This is a genomic window from Helicobacter suis HS1, assembly GCF_026000295.1.
Lineage (GTDB): Bacteria > Campylobacterota > Campylobacteria > Campylobacterales > Helicobacteraceae > Helicobacter > Helicobacter suis.
The window spans coordinates 1,431,404-1,449,557 of the sequence record NZ_AP026769.1 but is presented as its reverse complement, the minus strand read 5'-3'; the positions used below and the strand labels follow the sequence as shown (position 1 = coordinate 1,449,557).

Here is an 18,154-nt window from a genome sequence, read left to right as displayed (position 1 = left end):
TGCCATATAAAAAATAAACCTTTGTTTAAAACTACCTGCGTAAGTTAGTTTTAGCTATTCTTTGTTAAAATCCCCAGCTGTAAAATTTGAGTAAGGGGTCGTTGTGGACGAACAAAAACAAAAGGCGTTAGAGTTAGCAATTAAACAGATTGATAAACAATTTGGTAAGGGGGCGCTGATGCGTTTGGGCGATAAAGAAGTTGAACACATTGAGGTCACCTCTACCGGATCGCTAGGTTTGGATATGGCTTTAGGGATTGGAGGCGTGCCTAAGGGGCGCATTGTAGAAGTTTATGGACCAGAATCAAGCGGGAAAACCACCTTGACCTTGCATATCATCGCGCAAGCACAAAGAGAGGGGGGAACTTGTGCCTTTATTGATGCCGAGCATGCTTTAGATGTGCAGTATGCCAAAAAATTAGGGGTGGATACAGATAATCTACTCATTTCTCAGCCAGATACCGGAGAAGAAGCCCTAGAAATTTTAGAGACCTTAGCGCGTAGCGGGGCGGTAGATGTGATTGTGGTAGATTCAGTAGCCGCGCTCACCCCCCGTGCAGAAATTGAAGGCGACATGGGCGATCAACATGTAGGTTTGCAGGCGCGTTTAATGAGTCAGGCCTTGCGCAAGATCACCGGAATTTTACACAAGATGAATACCACCTTAATTTTTATCAACCAGATTCGCATGAAAATTGGGACTATGGGTTATGGAAGTCCTGAGACCACCACAGGGGGCAATGCCTTAAAGTTTTATGCCAGTGTACGCATAGACATCCGCCGCATTGCTACTCTTAAACAAAACGAACACCCCATTGGTAATCGCGTAAGAGTCAAGGTGGTTAAAAATAAAGTAGCGCCCCCTTTTAAAGAGGCAGAGTTTGATATTATGTATGGAGATGGAATTAGCCAAGCGGGGGAATTGATTGACTATGGTGTTAAGCTAGAGGTGATAGAAAAAAGCGGGGCGTGGTTTAGCTATTTGGATAAGAAATTAGGGCAGGGGAGAGAGGCGGCTAAGTTAAGCTTAAAAAATGACGGGGATTTAGCAACAGAGATTGCCGGTAAAATTAAAGAAAAACTTTTTGATAAGTCTGATGTAGAGTGGGCTATGCCAGAAGGGGAATAAATGGGTAAAACTTGGCAATTTCTCTATATTTATAGGGGTGTGTTGCTAGGGTTTTCACTCATTGTTGCTTTTGGAATGTATATTGGGAGTTTGCTTTTTGGGGATAGCTCTATTGAAGTGCTTTTAGCCCTCAAACGCAAACAAAATGATTTACAAGCTAGCGTACAAAATCTGCAATATGAAAATGCCAAACTCCAAAAACAGCTCTTTGAACTTAAAGAATTAGAGCCTCCTAAAAGATGATAGGTATTTGATGTTAAAACAACTATGTGTGCTTTTATTGCTAGGAACTTTGATTGCCCGTGAAGATCCTTTTGAACCGTTGATGAAATCTGGAAGTAACATGGCAAGTCATTTAGGAGATGAAGTACCAGATTATTTTAGGCATGTCAAAATCACTTTACCAACTACTGCTAGAGTACTCACTAAAATCACCCTCACCTATAAAGATTTAGACGCCTCAATCCATACAAAAACAATTGATGTTAACCAGTATATTGACTGGCATTATCCTTTCACATTCAGCCAAGAAGGGGCTATTTTAGGCCCTAAGGAAAATATTTATCATATAGGTAATTTTGATTTTTGGGCTCACAAAAATAAACTTTATCTGCGCACCGCTGCTAAAATCCAGCGCTCTTTTATTTTGACAAAACCCTATCGTTTAGTACTAGACATTGATCGAGGCGAGGAAAGTTTTGATAAACGGCTTATGGTGGGGCAAAAATATGTAGAGCAGATCGCGCTAGAAACCCATGATAATTTTTACCGATTCTTTATCATCTTAGATGGGCAATACCAGTACAAGATTGATCAAAAGACAAACTATTTAGTTGTAGACCTTTATTAAATCCAAAAAGGAAGGGACATGCACACGCGTTTTATTTTTATTACAGGTGGGGTATTAAGGAAATTGAAGGCGACATGGGCGATCAACATGTAGGTTTGCAGGCGCGTTTAATGAGTCAGGCCTTGCGCAAGATCACCGGAATTTTACACAAGATGAATACCACCTTAATTTTTATCAACCAGATTCGCATGAAAATTGGGACTATGGGTTATGGAAGTCCTGAGACCACCACAGGGGGCAATGCCTTAAAGTTTTATGCCAGTGTATGCATAGACATCCGCCGCATTGCTACTCTTAAACAAAACGAACACGTGATTGAAAAAGAGAGGCAGGGGAAGTATTTAGGCAAAACAATACAAGTAATCCCCCATATTGTAGATGAAATCAAAGAGCGGATTTTAAAACTAGGGCAGGGGAAGGATTTTTTAATCGTGGAAGTGGGGGGTACTGTGGGGGATATTGAGGGAATGGTGTATTTAGAGGCTATCCGTGAACTTAAAAATACTCTAGGTAGTGTACAAGTGGCTAATATCCATGTAACTTTAGTACCCTTCATTGCCACCAGTCAAGAACTTAAAACCAAACCCACCCAGCATTCTATTATTGAGTTGCGCCGTTTGGGGGTGAGTGCTAATATCATTTTAGCCCGCTGCGCTCAGGATTTGGGGGCGGATTTGAAGGCTAAGATTGCAAGTAGCTGTGATGTGTGTGTGGAAAATGTGATTCAAGCCAAAGACGCCCCTAGTATTTATGCCTGCCCTTCTAATTATTTACAAGAAGGGTTACTTAAAGCCCTCTTTGCGCATTTTTCTATGAAAGCTTCCTTAGATCAAAGAGAGTTACAAATCTGGGAAGATCTAGTGCACAATATCCTTAGCCCGCAACGCACGATCTCTATTGCCTTTGTGGGCAAATACACCCATTTAAGCGAATCTTATAAAAGCTATTTAGAGAGTATGGTCTGTGTAGGGGCGCATTTACAGGTTAAAGTAGAGGTGGTCTTTATCAATAGCGAGGAATTAGAACTCAAAGAGGGGGAAAGCTTAGAGCAGTTAAAACAAAGAGTGGCTTTAAAAATGCAGGGCATGCAGGGGGTTTTAGTACCCGGTGGATTTGGAGGGCGCGGGGTGGAGGGCATGATACAGGCTATCACGCATGCACGAGAAAATAAAATGCCCTTTTTAGGCGTGTGTCTGGGAGCACAGCTCATGGTTGTAGAATTTGCAAGAGAGGTATTAGGTTTAAAAGGCGCGCATTCTTTAGAGTTTAAACAAGACACCCCATATAAAGTTATTGATCTTCTCCAAACACAAGAAAACACCACCCTTAAGGGTTCTAGCATGCGCCTTGGTACACATAAAATCACCCTCAAAGAAAACTCTATTCTCGCTAAAGCCTACAATACTTTAGAAATAGAGGAGCGCCACCGCCACCGCTACACGATCAACAAGAGCTATCTTAAAGATTATGAACAACACGGGCTTAAAGTTATGGGGCAGAGTGTGGATACAAATGGGCAAGTTGTGATAGAGGCTATGGCCTTAGAAAAATACCCCTTTTATGTGGGGGTGCAATACCACCCCGAGTTTACCTCCCGTCTTATTGCTCCCAATCCCCTTTTAAAAGCCTTTGTACAAGCCTGCATGTAATGCCTTTTGTACGCCAAATCTTTGAGATCAAAGAACCCATTAAGGCGTGGAAATTTGTCGCAAATATATTGCATTGTAGCGTCCAAAAAGCCCAAAGCCATATTGATAGGGGGCGTCTGCAAGCCCTAGATCAGAGCCCTCTTAAAAAATCCCAAAAAATACAAGGTTTAATCGCCCTTACTTTTTTTAAAGCACTCCCCTCAGCCCTGCATAAACCCTTTTTCTCTACTCCCTTTTTTCAGGCCTACTACAAGCCTAAAAATCTCTACTCCCACCCTAAAAACTACCACAGCTTTAGCCTTTATGAGAGTGTTTATAGCCATAACCAAGAAGCGCGCTTAATCCACCGCCTAGATTATGAAACTAGTGGCATTATTTTAGTGAGCCAGAATAAAGAACATGAAAAAAATCTACGCGCTCTTTTTAGTAACCACCAAATCATTAAAACATACACCGCTTTAGTGCAAGGAGATATGCACAACTATGCGAGCGGGGATTTTAGTATCATTTTGCCCATTTTAGAGCCCTCTAATTTGCGAGGCGATCTAGGTGTGCGATCACAAATCCATAAGCAAGGCAAGTTTAGCGCCACTACTATTAAAATTCTTTGCTTTGATGCTTTTAATAACCAAACTTTACTCCAAATTTCCCCACTCACAGGGCGTACACACCAGATTCGCCTGCATTTAAGTGCGTTAGGCTTTCCTATTGTTGGCGAACCTCTTTATACAAAAGATAGTAATGCGCGCGCTTATTTAAACGCTAAAAAAGCAGATTTTAAAGGCTCTTACGCCCCCTTTAAACCACATTTAGCTTTGGAGGCTAGCGGGCTTGATTTTACCCTTTATCATTTGCGCTATTGTCTTAGACTTAGCTCTTAAAGGGGGCAGGTGTTAGAGATAGCACTTATTAAGCAGCTTAGTGGCGCTAGTGGGGATTTTGATTTAGAGATTAATCTGAAATTAAAAACCCCGCAAATTATAGGGATTTTAGGCAAATCTGGAGCGGGCAAGAGTACTTTGCTGCGCATGCTAGCTGGATTAGAAAGACCGGATAGCGGGCGGATTTATTTTAATAAGGAAGTGTGGCTAGATACAGATAAAAAAATCTGCCTCCCCCCTCAAAAACGCTCTGTAGGCTTTGTTTTCCAAGATTATGGGCTTTTTCCCCATTTAAATGTGTATCAAAATATCACCTTTGCTAATAAGCGCGATCTAGAAAAAATACATGCCATTATTGATTCAATGGAATTAAAAGGGCTTTTAAAACGCAGAATTGACACCCTTTCAGGTGGACAAGCCCAAAGAATTGCCCTAGCGCGTGCTATTCTTAGAGTACTTGATAGCCCACAGGGAATTTTATGTTTAGATGAACCGCTTAATGCCCTTGATTCTAACATGCGTACAAAACTACGAGAAGAGATCAAGTATTTAAGTGTACATTTTAATCTCACAACTCTTATGATCACCCACGATCCAATAGAGGCTTATAAAATGGCAGATACTCTTGTGTGTATACAAGAACAATCAAAGCGCCATGTATGCCAAATAAAAATCCCTACACGCTGTGATGACGGATTATTAGCCAAAGTCTTAAATAGTAATAGCAATACCCTTACTCTTATGCTTGAATCTCAGGTTTTATCTCTCCCAATTAAGACCTCTTTAGCGCATGGAAGTAGCGTCTTACTCAAATGGTCTACCCCGTTTAAACTAGATGTGTTAGAATCTTTGTCATGAATATCTATGTACGCGAAGTGGATCAAAAATTACTTGAGCAACTCCAAAAGGTATCGCTTTCTATGTTTCGCAAAGGGTTTTTTAGCATTTTTCGCGGTTCTATTTCAGCGCGCATGGGCGCTACGCGTTTTATTATCAATAAAAACAATGCCGTCTTTGATAATTTAGATGAAGAGTCTTTTATTGTTTTACATGATAAATTAGATTACCGCTGGCAAGAATCAAGCATGGATACAAGTATCCATGCAAGTATCTACCAGTATTTTACAGAAGCCCGGTTTATTGCCTATGCAAGACCTCCCCATGCTATCGCCTATTCATTAAACCATGATCATTTAATCCCTAAAGATTATTTGGGTTGTTCGCTTTTAGGGCAAGAAATTGAAATCTACGATCCTAAAAACTATAAAGACTGGAAAGATCGCTCCTCTAGCCTGCATTTAAGTGCGTTAGGCTTTCCTATTGTGCATTTTATTTTTATTAGGGGTGATAGTAATGCGGTGTATCACCGCGACGCTAAAAAAGCAGATTTTAAAGGCTCTTACGCCCCCTTTAAACCACATTTAGCTTTGGAGGCTAGCGGGCTTGATTTTACCCTTTATCATTTGCGCTATTGTCTTAGACTTAGCTCTTAAAGGGGGCAGGTGTTAGAGATAGCACTTATTAAGCAGCTTAGTGGCGCTAGTGGGGATTTTGATTTAGAGATTAATCTGAAATTAAAAACCCCGCCCAATGTAGGGAAAAGTTCGCTCATCAATGCCGTGAGTGGCGCGCATTTAAAAGTGGGCAATTTTGCAGGAGTTACAGTAGAAAAGACAGAAATTAGTGTTGTTTATGGTGGCTACACTATCAATATTATTGATTTACCCGGTATTTATGCGCTCAATGATTTTACCATTGAGGAAAAGATCACCAAGCGCTTTTTAGATCATGAGTCTTACGATCTTATTTTAAATGTAGTGGATTGTACCAATTTAGAGCGCAACCTCACCCTCACCACCCAACTTTTAAACCAACATAAGATTCTCATCGCCCTTAATATGTGGGATGAGGCATGTGAGGAAGGATTAGAAATTGATATTAAAATGCTTTCTAAAATTCTAGGCGCTCCTTGCATTTGTACCTCTGCTCATACGCGTTTAAATACCGAAAAAATCCTAGAACACCTCATCACACTCCACCAGCAAGCCTACACCCCCCCCACAATCACCTATAGCCCGGCCTTTAAACTAGAGTTAGATCATTTAGCCAAACAGCTTAATACCAAACCCTTAGAAAATTTACATGCTTACTTAAATTCGCATAATCTTAGCCTAGAACAAGGCGCTTATCTTTTATTAGAGCAGGCTTTACCACAGAGCGTTTTAAATCCCCTAGAGATTATTATACAACTCAAAGAACAAGCAGAAAAGCGTTTATGCCATGCCTTAAAAGAAGGCTCTCTTTCTGTTATTCTCAACCAAGAAACCCTTAAATTTAGTAAACAACTAGCCAAACAAGTTTGCAAACAAATCCCCACTTCTACTAACTACACAAAAGCCATTGATAAATACCTCATGCACCAAGTGTATGGTATCCCTATCTTTCTAGCGCTGATGTTTTTAGTGTTTTCTTTAAGCTTTTTGCTAGGGGGAAGTTTACAAGGTTTTATAGAAACGGGGTTTACTCTACTAAGTGATTATTTAAAAACACATATAAGTAACACAGGTTTAGGTTCGCTTTTAGGCAATGGAATCATCGGTGGAGTAGGGGCGGTACTCTCTTTTTTACCGTTAATTATGGTGCTTTATCTGGGTATTTCACTCCTAGAGGCCACAGGCTACATGAGTCGCGTCGCTTTTCTCTTAGACGGGATTTTTCATAAATTTGGCTTGCATGGTAAAAGTTTTATCCCGCTTGTTACAGGCTTTGGCTGTTCTGTACCTGCTTACATGGCAACCCGAACGCTACAAAACCAGCGTGAAAGGCTTATTACTCTCTTTGTCATTGGCTTTATGAGTTGTAGCGCAAGGCTACCTATTTATGTACTCTTTGTGGGTACATTTTTCCCTGATAAATACGCCTCTTTTGTGCTATTCATGATTTATATAACCGGAGCACTAGTCGCGCTTTTCATGGCTAAATTTCTTAAACTTAGTGTTTTTAGAGGGCAAGATGAGTCTTTTATCATGGAGATGCCAAAATATCGCATGCCAAGCCCTAAGGTAATCTGGGTGAGTATTTATACGCGATCTCTTTCTTATCTTAAAAAGGCAGGTACTTATATTTTAGCCGGAGCTCTTTTAATTTGGTTTGCCTCGCAGTATCCTAAAGACCCCCAAGCGCTTACAACTTACCAAATCGCATATAAGAAGCTCAAAGCCCACCCCTTAGAAACTTCCAAACAAGAGCAAGCTTTGCATTTGCTAGAGGAAAACCTACAAAAAAGCAATCTTGAGTATAGCTTAGTAGGGCGTATAGGGCAGGCTATACACGGTGTTTTTAAACCTATGGATTTTAATTGGCAACTTTCCATTTCATTAGTTACCGGCTTTATGGCTAAGGAGGTGGTTGTTTCCACTTTAGGGGTACTTTACTCCTTAGGCAATAACCCCCAAGATCAAATGCGCTTTAGAAAAACCCTAGCCCAAAATGTAAGTTTCCCCTCAGCTATTGCCTTTATTGTTTTTATCATGTTTTATATTCCCTGCTTTGCGGCCACCATTACCTTTGGCAAAGAAGCAGGCGGGGCTAAGTTTGTACTTTATTTATTTGTCTTCACTACAGCTGTGGCCTATATCTTTTCTCTTTTAGCCTATTATGTAACTCATCTTAGCCTAGAACAAGGCGCTTATCTTTTATTAGAGCAGGCTTTACCACAGAGCGTTTTAAATCCCCTAGAGATTATTATACAACTCAAAGAACAAGCAGAAAAGCGTTTATGCCATGGTTTTTATGTTGCCTCAAGAAACCGTTAAGTTGCTCAATAGCCAAGTGATGGATGAGTTTTATTCTGCTAATTTGTATATGAGCATGAGTTCTTGGTGTTATACCCATAGTTTTGATGGAGCTGGGTTGTTTTTATTTAATCATGCTAGCGATGAATACGCCCATGCGACTAAAATCATCACCTATTTAAACGAGAATGAAGTAGGCGTACACCTCAAGGAAGTGAAAGCCCCTGAACATGCGTTTCAAAGTCTGGTAGAAATCTTTGAAAAAGCTTATAAGCATGAACAACACATCACCCACTCTATCAACACTTTGGTAGATCACATGTTAAGTCACAAAGATTACGCTACCTTTAACTTTTTACAATGGTATGTGGCTGAACAGCATGAAGAGGAAGTGCTCTTTAAAAATCTCTTGGATAAAATCAAGTTGATGGGTGAGAGTGGGCATGGCTTGTATCTAGCTGATCAATACATCAAAAACACCACTAAAAAATCTTAAAAATCTGCTAGGAGGGGGTGGGGTTTAACTAAACTACACCTCAGAAAAAAGTTACCCCTTTTTTATTTACCCTCAATTAGAACTGCTGCCCTAGTATGCTTTTGTGGCTAGGCCACTTATCTTATTTTAAGGAGTTTTCATGGGCAGTATTGGCAGTATGGGCAAACCCATTGAAGGGTTTTTAGTCGCAGCAATTCAGTTTCCCGTTCCTGTGGTTAATGGCCGGGCAGATATTGATAAGAACATTGAAAGCATTATTAGAACCTTGCATGCCACTAAAGCGGGTTATCCGGGTGTAGAACTCATTATTTTCCCTGAATACAGCACACAAGGTTTAAACACCGCTAAATGGATCAGTGAGGAATTTATTTTAGATGTACCGGGAAAAGAAACAGACATGTATGCTAAAGCTTGTAAAGAAGCAGGTGTTTTTGGCGTATTTTCTATTATGGAGCGCAACCCCGATCCTAACAAAAACCCCTATAACACCGCTATTATTATTAACCCTAAGGGCGAAATCATTTTAAAATACCGCAAACTCTTTCCTTGGAATCCTATTGAGCCTTGGTATCCGGGGGATTTAGGTATGCCCGTATGTGAGGGTCCGGGCGGATCTAAGTTAGCTGTGTGTATTTGCCATGATGGCATGATTCCAGAATTAGCGCGTGAGGCGGCTTATAAGGGTTGTAATGTGTATATCCGCATCTCAGGCTATAGCACACAAGTTAACGATCAATGGATTTTAACCAACCGCTCTAATGCATGGCATAACCTGATGTACACCGTGAGTGTGAATTTGGCCGGTTATGATAATGTCTTTTACTACTTTGGTGAAGGACAAATCTGTAACTTTGATGGTACAACTCTAGTTCAAGGCCATAGAAATCCATGGGAAATTGTAACCGGGGAAATTTATCCTAAAATGGCAGATAATGCCCGTTTGAGCTGGGGCTTGGAAAATAATATTTACAATTTAGGCCACCGTGGATATGTGGCTAAACCGGGCGGTGAGAGCGATGCTGGTTTAACCTATATCAAAGATTTAGCCGCAGGTAAATATAAATTGCCTTGGGAAGATCACATGAAAATTAAAGACGGCTCAATTTATGGTTATCCTACCACTGGCGGAAGGTTTGGCAAGTAATAAGTACATTTGGGGCTACATACAATAGCCCCGCTTGATACATTGGTTAAGTAGTTGGCGTTGGTAGTTGCTATTAAGAGTATCAAGGGTTATAGGGTTTTTATTTTGTGGATCGTCTCTGTTTTGGCGATAGATAATCTGCGTTCTTAAGATTTTTATAGAGCCATCTTTATTTACCTTAAAATTTTGCTCGCTGTATTGGTGCAAATAAAAAATCCCGCGTACCACTTTAAAGGTGAGGTAGGCTTTGCGGTTAATCTCATGGCCTAGAGGACCTGAAAATTCTAGGGTGATGTAATTTTTCTTATAAACAAAATTTACCTTACCCAAGCCATCTAAACAAAATTTCCCCCGCAGCGTTGTATTCCCCCTTTTAATTTCTAGACAACTGGAGAGTTTCTTTTGAGATTGATTACTTGTAGTCTGGTTAATAAGCGTGTAGAGCGTACCATCAAGTGTGATCTTTGTTGTATAGGTGTCTGTTCTGCTGTACTGAATATTTGTTTGTTTAGATGAGAGATCATTTAGAAGCGCGTTATTAACCGCATACATGGGAAACTCATGGCCTATATGGTTAAAAAAAATGTTTGTGTTGTCTGAGAAGTGGGTTAAATAAAAACGATCTTTGAAAAACTGGAAGGTGAGATAATTTACAAGAGGTTTTTTTGTATCAGGTTTTTGGGGTTTTTGTGCAAAAAGAAGTGTTGGGTGTTTGTTTTTATAAAGGACAAGGTTAATATGTTTAGGATTATTGGTATTATGAAGATCTATTTGGCTAAAGCCCTCTAAGCAAAAACCTTTATAAAGCGCGCTTTCCTTCTCTTTTTTCTCTATAACCCCCAAACAAAACCCTTCGTCTTTTTTCTTCTTATGTTGGTAGGCCTCTGCAAAGAGAACTAGGAAAGTGTAGTATGAATCGCCAAACTGCGTATTTCCAACTACACTAAAATAACCACATTTAAAAGAAACAGAAGGCCCTTTATTCCCCGATTATTCTAAAAGTTGCTTAGTCCACTTAGCCAAAGCCGCAAATGTATTAAAACTAGAATCTAATGTGTATATCCGCATCTCAGGCTATAGCACACAAGTTAACGATCAATGGATTTTAACCAACCGCTCTAATGCATGGCATAACCTGATGTACACCGTGAGTGTGAATTTGGCCGGTTATGATAATGTCTTTTACTACTTTGGTGAAGGACAAATCTGTAACTTTGATGGTATACAACTCTAGTTCAAGGCCATAGAAATCCATGGGAAATTGTAACCGGGGAAATTTATCCTAAAATGGCAGATAATGCCCGTTAATCACTACTGGAACTGGAATGAAGACATGTATGAGTTATATGAATCTCCTGAACAAGCAACGCTTGATTCTTTTCTCAAATCTTATTTTTATAAACCCTTAAAACGGCTCAAAAAAGCCACAGGAAAAGTACATGTGCTCTCTTTACAGAGGGTAGAAGATCTCAGAAAAATATGCAAAACCCATGATTTGCAATATGATGCCAAACATGATCGCTGTGTAACTCACTCAGGAAAAATAGCAAAGGGAGTTTGTTTCCCCCACCCAAAAAATACAAAGGACATGGAAAAGTATTTCTTAAATTCTAAGGAATATCCAAGCGATCCAGAAGCCGATCAATATGGCTTAAGCTTTGATGATATTGATTGTTCTTATAAAGGCAAGGTACAGATTTTTGGGCACACTTGGGATTTTATAAGCTCTGGAGGAAAAACAAAACTAATCAGAGACATTAGCCCGTCTGAAAAAAGATGGAGTCTAGAGGAAAATGCCTTTCAAGCCTATAAACAAGGGTTACTTGGAATAGATTATAAACCTAACAAAGCCGGGAAGTACTTAGTTTGTAGAGCTTTTTCTTGTCATCCACGAGCATTACCAGAGGTTCATTAGCCTTAAAGTTCAAACAAATATTTAACTTTAATACTACTCACCTGTGTTTTTTACTCATTTTTGGCTATGGTTGGGTTTTTGTAAAATATTTTAAAAACCTTTTTAAGCTCCAATATAGCTTTTACCCCACCTTTGCTAACACCTAAAAACCTATCCCCCCTCTTATTTTTTTGTATAATGCCTTATAAAAGCACATATTTTGAAACCAAAAACCCTTTTACTTGTGGCAGCCAATCCATTAACTAGCCCGCGCCCTTATCGTATCTATAAACTTTTAGAAGGACAACACCATTTAAGCCTCATGGGGATTAGTAAAACCCCCTTAGAATCTAAAAATGGCACACAAATTTTCACCTACCCACCCTATCCTAAACGCAATTTTGTGCAAGAATGTAAGCTGTATTTAGATGTGTTGCTAAAAAACGATCACGCCCTCATCTACACCATCAACCGCTTAAAAATTATAGAGGTTTTAAATGAAACAAATTTTGATTTCATCTTTTGCTTTGATTTGGTGCTTTTGCCCATCGTGTTAGCTTATAAAAAACAGGCTAAGGTGATCTTAGATGCGCGGGAATACTATCCCGATCAAGATAGCAGTAATATCCGCTGGCGCTATCTTTTTAAAGGTTTTTTTACCCGTTTAGTTGAGACCTACATGCCAAGATGCAACCATATTTTAAGCGTCTCTAAAGGTGTGCAAGCGCTTTATGCTAAAAAGGGAATACAAAGCAGTGTGTTTTACTCCATGCCCTTTTACCACGCCCTTACCCCTACACCTACTAACCCTCATAAAATCCAAATCCTCTACCACGGGGGCGCTAGTTTGAATCGTAGTTTTGAAATCCTTAAACCCATGATGGAATATCTCACACAAACTTTAGGCGATACGCGTTTTTCTCTAACTTTAATGTTAGTGGGTACTCCTGCGCGCTTAAAACAGCTTAAACAAACCCTCAACATGGAACAAATCCGGATTATCCCGCCTGTGGAGTTTAAACAAATCATTCCCTTTAGCAATGCCTTTGATATTGGACTTTATTTTAGCCCGCCACATAATCTCAACATCAAATACGCCATGCCCAATAAGTTTTTTGAATATATCCAAAGCCGTTTGGCTCTTTGTGTTGTACCCAATTTTGAAATGCAAGCCATTATCAAGCGCTATGAAATCGGGGTGGTTAGCCAAACAAGTAGCCCGCAAGATTTAGCCATAGCCTTGCACCAATTGCGCTTAGAAGACATCACACTTTATAAGCAAAACACTAACCAAGCCGCTAAAGAGCTATGCGCTAAACAAAATCAAGAACTGTTATTAAAAATCCTCCAAAGCCTTTAACAATCCGTGTTAGTATATGCCCTTTAGGAGTTTATCATGAATGTCAAACTAGGTTTGTTGTATATGCTATTAAGTGGACTGGCTTTAGGAATTATGGGAGCTTTAATGAAAATAGCAAGCGGCTATTTCTCCCCCTCTGAAAATATCTTTTACCGCGCTTTCTTCATGCTTATTTTTTTGATGATCTTTTATTGTTTCAAACCCTTTAGTTTTAAGCCCCGCAAAAAGGGCGCTGCTTTGCTTTTAATATGGCGCATGTCTTTGGGGGCACTTGGCATGTCCTTATTTTCCTATAACATTTACACTATGTCCTTAGCAAATGCCACTGCCTTTAACCAAAGTTCGCCTATCTTTTCTATTGCAATTGCCTTTTTTCTATTTAAAGAACCAGTGGGATTTCGGGTATTTTTAGCAGGCTTATTAGGAATGTTTGGGGTGATTCTTATCTCAAACCCCCACACAAGTGGCCTCACATGGAAGCAGATTTTCCCGGGTGTACTTAATGGCTTGATTGTGGCGGTTGCTTACTCAAGTTTGCACCGCTTAAAAGAATATTATGACGGCTCTTTAATTGTCTTTGCGGTTGCCTCATGTATGTGTCTCTTGGGTTTTTTAGGCTTTTTTATCCATCTGCCACCCTTTGCTACAGGTTATCACCCTATGCGCTTTAGTGGGGATATTTGGCATTGGGATTTGTGGCGCTTGGCTGGTATTGGTTTAAGCGGGGTATTTGGGCAATATTTTTTAACCAGAGCCTACATGATTGCTCCTATCGGGCTTATCTCACCTATGGTTTATAGCCGTCTTCTTTGGAGTACCCTCTTTGGTATTTTGCTTGGAGATCCATGGCCAAGCTTATGGGTAGGAATTGGCATGGGGCTTATTGTGTGTTCGGGGGTTTTAATTGCTATTAAGAATCAAAAATAGTTTAGTTGATAGGCTAGAAATTGAGTCTTCCAAGTAGTTCTAACAAACCTCTTTACTTTGTTTATTTAATCCTTGTGGTGGCTGCTAGTCTTGCTATGGGGGTTTATAAAAGTCTAGAAATTTCAGTGAGTTATAGAGAGGCGCTGCTTTATTTTAGCACCCCTGAATTTTTATTAGATCGCTGTTTATTACGCGCTTTGCATGCCTTTGTTAGGTTAGCCTATTTCTTGCCCAAAGATTTAGCCTTGCGCTTACCGGGTCTATTTTTCCACGCGCTTAACATCATTTTAATTTATCTATTAAGCCTTAAGGAGAAACCTCAAAAACCCTACGATCCCCTCTTTGTCGCTCTCACCTTTGCCTTATTACCCGGAGTTCAATTAGGGGCGATCTTACTAGGTAAGGCAAGTTTACTTATTACACTTTCACTTTTATCCTTACTAGCTTATAGAACATGGCTTTTTTATGTTTTAAGCCTTTTAGTTGCCTTTTTAGATGCAAGTTATGTGGTTTTACTAACTGGGTTTTTTTTATACGCCTTTAAACATAAGCAAATGACACACATGTTGATCTTATTTCTAGCCTTATGGATCAATTTATACGCCTTTAAATCTGTCTCAGGCATGCCACAGGGCTTTTTTTTAAACACACTCTTTACCATGCTCATCTTATACTCGCCCTGTTTGTGTATCTATTACCCCTATGCACTTTATGCCCAAGCAATTAAGGAATATAAACAAGATAGTTTAATTGGTGTGGTGGGGGCTGTGGGGTTTTTATTGCCTTTATTACTCTCCTTGCGCCAAGAATTAAGCCCAGAATTTTTAAGCTATGGGCCTCTTGGCATGCCTGTTTTATTACAAAAAGCCCTTAGCAGTATCCGCTTACATCTGCCTATTTTCCGCAGCCATTACTATATCCGTTATAGTTTGGTTTTTGGGACATTGGTATTAGAAAGCATGTTTTTATGGGGAGGGTATAATAAATTTGTGAGCACGCACTATGTGGCTAAGGAATTAGCCCTAGCCCTTCATGAAAGAGGGATTGAAACTATCAACACCACCTCCCCAAAAATTGCCCTACGGTTAAGATTTTATGGGATTAATTCTGGAGGCGATTTATTCCTCATTGAACAAAGTAAACATGCAACAATTAAAATTTATTATAAGAATAAGGTAGCGGCTAGTTATGCCATTTTAAGGAAAAAACCATTAATGCCTTAATCATGGTCTCTGAGAGTAGTTTATCTCACAGCCCTAGACCTAGACGCTTAGCTCTAGCCCTCATGCATCTTTATCCAAAAGCACAATTTTTTATCCTCTCTCCGCCTCCTTGTGATCTTAGCGCTCATTTTATCCCCTTTGCTCCTTTGCTAAATTCAGCTAGCCGTAGCCTAGCCAAGCAAGAACAATTAAAAACTTGGGTGGAACAAAGAAATTTTACCCCCCTTTTATGGACGCCAAACCGCCTAGAAATGCTCCAAAAACTAAAAACCCTCATACAAAATTTACACCGCAAACACATTCAAATTAAAGCGCTCTTTGTGGAGGATTTAGCCTTATTGCCGGCTATTTTAGAACAGATACAAAATACCGCCCCTCTTATTGTAGATTTACGGGAGTTTTACCCCGCCCTAATTAATCACCATCATTTCACAGCCCCCCTTTTTGCCTATATCTGCAGCCACTATCTATCTAAGGCGCATAAAACTATGAGTGTGAATGCCTCCATTGCTAAACTTTATGCCACAACTTATCCAAATTTTAAACTAGAAAATAACTACACAATCTACTCTACTCCCTTTTATGCTAATCTCTCTGCAAGTCCTATAAACCCTAAATGTATCCGCTTGATCTACCACGGTCTTTTAGCCCCAGAGCGCCATTCTGATAATCTATTAGAATTAGCTAAAGGGCTTAAAGATTTACCCTTGCCTTATCATTTAACAATCATAGGCTTAAGTAAACACCCCACCTTTTTACAAGACTTTAAAAGCCGTTTAAAAGCCCTTCAATCTCAAGGTTTGCCCATAGATTTTAAACAACCCCTCCCCTTAGAATCTATCATTCCCTCAACACAAGACTATGATATTGGGTTATTAACCCTCCCTAATAAATCTCTTAACCTTTAAATCTGTCTCAGGCATGCCACAGGGCTTTTTTTAAACACACTCTTTACCATGCTCATCTTATACTCGCCCTGTTTCAAAACTTTAATAGAATATGCACTTTACGGAAGAGTGGGAGCGGATTTTACGATTCAATCCCTTTTAAAAATCTTATATACGCTAGATTTAGATCAAATCATGCAAGCTAAAATCAAAGCCGCCCAAGCAGCTAAGCTACTGTGCATGCAAGCCCAGTTACCCCTGCTTAAGCGGGTTGTACAAGACAAACTTTAAGCAACAAAACCTTTATATTCATGGCATTTTTTGGCCAGTTCTGTATCGCTTAGACCTTGTGTGGCCCCAAAAACAGCAAAATGCCCCCCATACTTAGCCCCGACAAATTTACTAGTGGCTTTAAAGGGGCTAAGCAGTTCTTCTAAGCCAAAGCCCAGCGCGCTATAGGCTTCTTCTTTACCCCCCAAACTCACACAAAGAGCAAGTTCTTTACCCTTTAGAGCCTGCCCAGAAGAACCACAAGCAAAGCCATAGGCAAAGACATCATCAAAATATTTTTTAAGCAAGGGTGGATAGGAATACCAAAAGATAGGGAATTGGAAGACAATTTTATTACTTTGTACCAAAAGCTCTTGTTCGGCTGGGATATTAAACTTAAAGTCTTTGTATTTAGCATAAAGATCACTCAAAACAACTTCGTTTTCAATGGCATTTTTCAAAGCTTTATTGACACGAGAAGCGGTTAAATCTGGATGGGCTAGAACAACTAAGGTTTTCATGTTTTCCTTTCTAATGATGTAACAAGGCGAGCTTAAAAACTTGGGTGGAACAAAGAAATTTTACCCCCCTTTTATGGACGCCAAACCGCCTAGAAATGCTCCAAAAACTAAAAACCCTCATACAAAATTTACACCGCAAACACATACTAAATTTAAATTTTCAGGCTGAGGATAGGCCTCTCCACCATGCCCTGCTCCTTTTAGAGCCACATAGCGCACCTGATTAGTCCCAATAGCTTTTTCTAAGACTTTAGCAAAAATAGCGCTTTGCTTAGGAGGTACAAGAGGATCAGAAAGTCCGTGCATGATAAAAAAGGGTACGCTTTTTTTGCAGACATAACTTTGTGGGCTGGAGAAGTCTACAAAATTTTTGATTTTACTAAGGGGTTGGCCTAGATAGCGCGATTCAGGGGAAGTATCTGGATTACGCAAATGCATATGCGCTTCTTGTTTTTGTGTATACATGGTTTTAAAATCAATGGGGCCATAAAAATCTATCACCGCGCTTATATGGCTATTTTCCCTTACATTGCCTAAACTTAAATCCTCAAGCTCAGGATGACCTGCTGTGGTGCCAAGCATGGCGGCTAAATTACCCCCAGCAGAATAGCCCCAAGCGATGATCATATGAGGGTTGAGGTGGTAGGCTGATGCATGGGCTTTAATAAAGCGCACGGCTGCTTTGAGATCAAAAATAGGGGCGGGAAAGGGGGCTTCTTTAGAGAGGCGGTAGTTAACCGAGATCACAGCATAACCTTTTTTAAGAGCTTGCATAGAAGGGTTGACTTCCCCGCTATTTTTATCCCCAAAGGCAAAGCCGCCCCCATGAATGGCTAAAATCACCGGGTAGGGGGCTTTGCCTTGTTTGGGCAAATAAATATCTAGCTTTTGGGCGCTTGATTGGTTGGCATAGGCAATATTTAAATATTTATGCCCCACACCCTCAAGATTAATGGGGTGCTTTTTGCCTATTAAGGGAGGAGGCGGGTTATCTAGAGCTAAAAGGGGAAATGTAAGTGTTATAGCCCATAAAAGAGTTTTAAATATGCGCATAAAATTCCTTTAATTTAGTTTGAGAAAGTGGGTATTCTAACAAAAAAAGTTAACTGGTAAAATAGCCCTTTTAAGA

General features: G+C 39.9%; 18 protein-coding genes and 2 pseudogenes. 17 read left to right on the top strand and 3 right to left on the bottom strand.

Features of this window, described 5'->3' with window-relative positions; all coding sequences use genetic code 11:
• Positions 1–103: 103 nt before the first annotated feature.
• The 10 genes and pseudogenes from recA to OO773_RS07945 all read left to right on the top strand — a co-directional run bounded on the left by recA (position 104) and on the right by OO773_RS07945 (position 9,943).
• The gene (gene recA, locus OO773_RS07990) at positions 104–1,129 is read left to right on the top strand and encodes a recombinase RecA (protein WP_006564451.1); all 1,026 of its coding nucleotides are present in this window, start codon (positions 104–106) and stop codon (positions 1,127–1,129) included.
• Positions 1,130–1,372: a hypothetical protein gene (locus OO773_RS07985; RefSeq protein WP_034376919.1), complete on the top strand. Its 243-nt coding sequence runs from the start codon at positions 1,130–1,132 to the stop codon at positions 1,370–1,372.
• Positions 1,373–1,382: 10 nt separating this feature from the next.
• The gene (locus tag OO773_RS07980; RefSeq protein ID WP_034376921.1) at positions 1,383–1,979 is read left to right on the top strand and encodes an AMIN domain-containing protein; all 597 of its coding nucleotides are present in this window, start codon (positions 1,383–1,385) and stop codon (positions 1,977–1,979) included.
• A gap of 74 nt (positions 1,980–2,053) precedes the next feature.
• Positions 2,054–3,628 carry a glutamine hydrolyzing CTP synthase gene (gene pyrG / locus OO773_RS07975; RefSeq protein ID WP_319952018.1) on the top strand — a complete coding sequence of 525 codons (1,575 nt, stop codon included), beginning with the start codon at positions 2,054–2,056 and terminating at the stop codon, positions 3,626–3,628.
• Positions 3,628–4,509, top strand: a complete 882-nt coding sequence (locus OO773_RS07970) for a pseudouridine synthase family protein (protein ID WP_231102797.1) — start codon at positions 3,628–3,630, stop codon at positions 4,507–4,509. The genes pyrG and OO773_RS07970 overlap by 1 nt, the downstream gene beginning before the upstream one ends.
• 9 nt (positions 4,510–4,518) lie before the next feature.
• Complete coding sequence (locus OO773_RS07965; RefSeq protein ID WP_006564455.1) at positions 4,519–5,367, top strand: ATP-binding cassette domain-containing protein; 849 nt, start codon at positions 4,519–4,521, stop codon at positions 5,365–5,367.
• Entirely contained in the window at positions 5,364–6,002 is a 639-nt protein-coding gene (locus OO773_RS07960; protein WP_264828529.1) for a class II aldolase/adducin family protein, read from the top strand. Before OO773_RS07965 ends, OO773_RS07960 begins: the two co-directional genes overlap by 4 nt.
• A gap of 9 nt (positions 6,003–6,011) precedes the next feature.
• Positions 6,012–8,180: pseudogene (feoB, locus tag OO773_RS07955) on the top strand (ferrous iron transport protein B); the annotation flags it as partial.
• A gap of 121 nt (positions 8,181–8,301) precedes the next feature.
• The gene (locus OO773_RS07950) at positions 8,302–8,799 is read left to right on the top strand and encodes a ferritin (protein ID WP_034375472.1); all 498 of its coding nucleotides are present in this window, start codon (positions 8,302–8,304) and stop codon (positions 8,797–8,799) included.
• Between the two features lie 139 nt (positions 8,800–8,938).
• Positions 8,939–9,943 (top strand): formamidase, encoded by a 1,005-nt coding sequence (locus OO773_RS07945; protein WP_006564459.1) that lies wholly within the window; start codon positions 8,939–8,941, stop codon positions 9,941–9,943.
• Positions 9,944–9,958: 15 nt separating this feature from the next.
• On the opposite strand, the gene OO773_RS07940 is transcribed toward OO773_RS07945, so the two are convergent.
• Positions 9,959–10,786 (bottom strand): hypothetical protein, encoded by an 828-nt coding sequence (locus OO773_RS07940; protein ID WP_264828528.1) that lies wholly within the window; start codon positions 10,784–10,786, stop codon positions 9,959–9,961.
• A gap of 208 nt (positions 10,787–10,994) precedes the next feature.
• Here OO773_RS07940 and amiF point away from each other — a divergent pair.
• From amiF to OO773_RS07905, 7 genes and pseudogenes are all read left to right on the top strand, one after another.
• Positions 10,995–11,248, top strand: a pseudogene (gene amiF, locus OO773_RS07935) (formamidase); the annotation flags it as partial.
• Positions 11,241–11,858, top strand: coding sequence for a hypothetical protein (locus tag OO773_RS07930; RefSeq protein WP_264828527.1), 618 nt, complete (start codon positions 11,241–11,243; stop codon positions 11,856–11,858). The pseudogene amiF and the gene OO773_RS07930, both read left to right, overlap by 8 nt.
• A 199-nt stretch (positions 11,859–12,057) precedes the next feature.
• Positions 12,058–13,197: a glycosyltransferase family protein gene (locus tag OO773_RS07925; protein WP_231102798.1), complete on the top strand. Its 1,140-nt coding sequence runs from the start codon at positions 12,058–12,060 to the stop codon at positions 13,195–13,197.
• A 36-nt stretch (positions 13,198–13,233) separates the two neighbouring features.
• The gene (locus OO773_RS07920; protein WP_006564460.1) at positions 13,234–14,124 is read left to right on the top strand and encodes a DMT family transporter; all 891 of its coding nucleotides are present in this window, start codon (positions 13,234–13,236) and stop codon (positions 14,122–14,124) included.
• Positions 14,125–14,144: 20 nt separating this feature from the next.
• Positions 14,145–15,347, top strand: coding sequence for a hypothetical protein (locus OO773_RS07915; protein WP_006564461.1), 1,203 nt, complete (start codon positions 14,145–14,147; stop codon positions 15,345–15,347).
• Positions 15,348–15,349: 2 nt separating this feature from the next.
• The gene (locus OO773_RS07910; protein ID WP_264828526.1) at positions 15,350–16,255 is read left to right on the top strand and encodes a glycosyltransferase family protein; all 906 of its coding nucleotides are present in this window, start codon (positions 15,350–15,352) and stop codon (positions 16,253–16,255) included.
• Positions 16,256–16,303: 48 nt separating this feature from the next.
• Entirely contained in the window at positions 16,304–16,525 is a 222-nt protein-coding gene (locus OO773_RS07905; protein WP_264828525.1) for a hypothetical protein, read from the top strand.
• Here OO773_RS07905 and OO773_RS07900 read toward each other — a convergent pair.
• Entirely contained in the window at positions 16,522–17,025 is a 504-nt protein-coding gene (locus OO773_RS07900) for an NAD(P)H-dependent oxidoreductase (RefSeq protein WP_040499198.1), read from the bottom strand. The two genes, OO773_RS07905 and OO773_RS07900, sit on opposite strands and share 4 nt — an antisense overlap.
• A gap of 117 nt (positions 17,026–17,142) precedes the next feature.
• Entirely contained in the window at positions 17,143–18,078 is a 936-nt protein-coding gene (locus OO773_RS07895; protein ID WP_264828524.1) for an alpha/beta hydrolase, read from the bottom strand.
• Positions 18,079–18,154 lie beyond the last annotated feature (76 nt).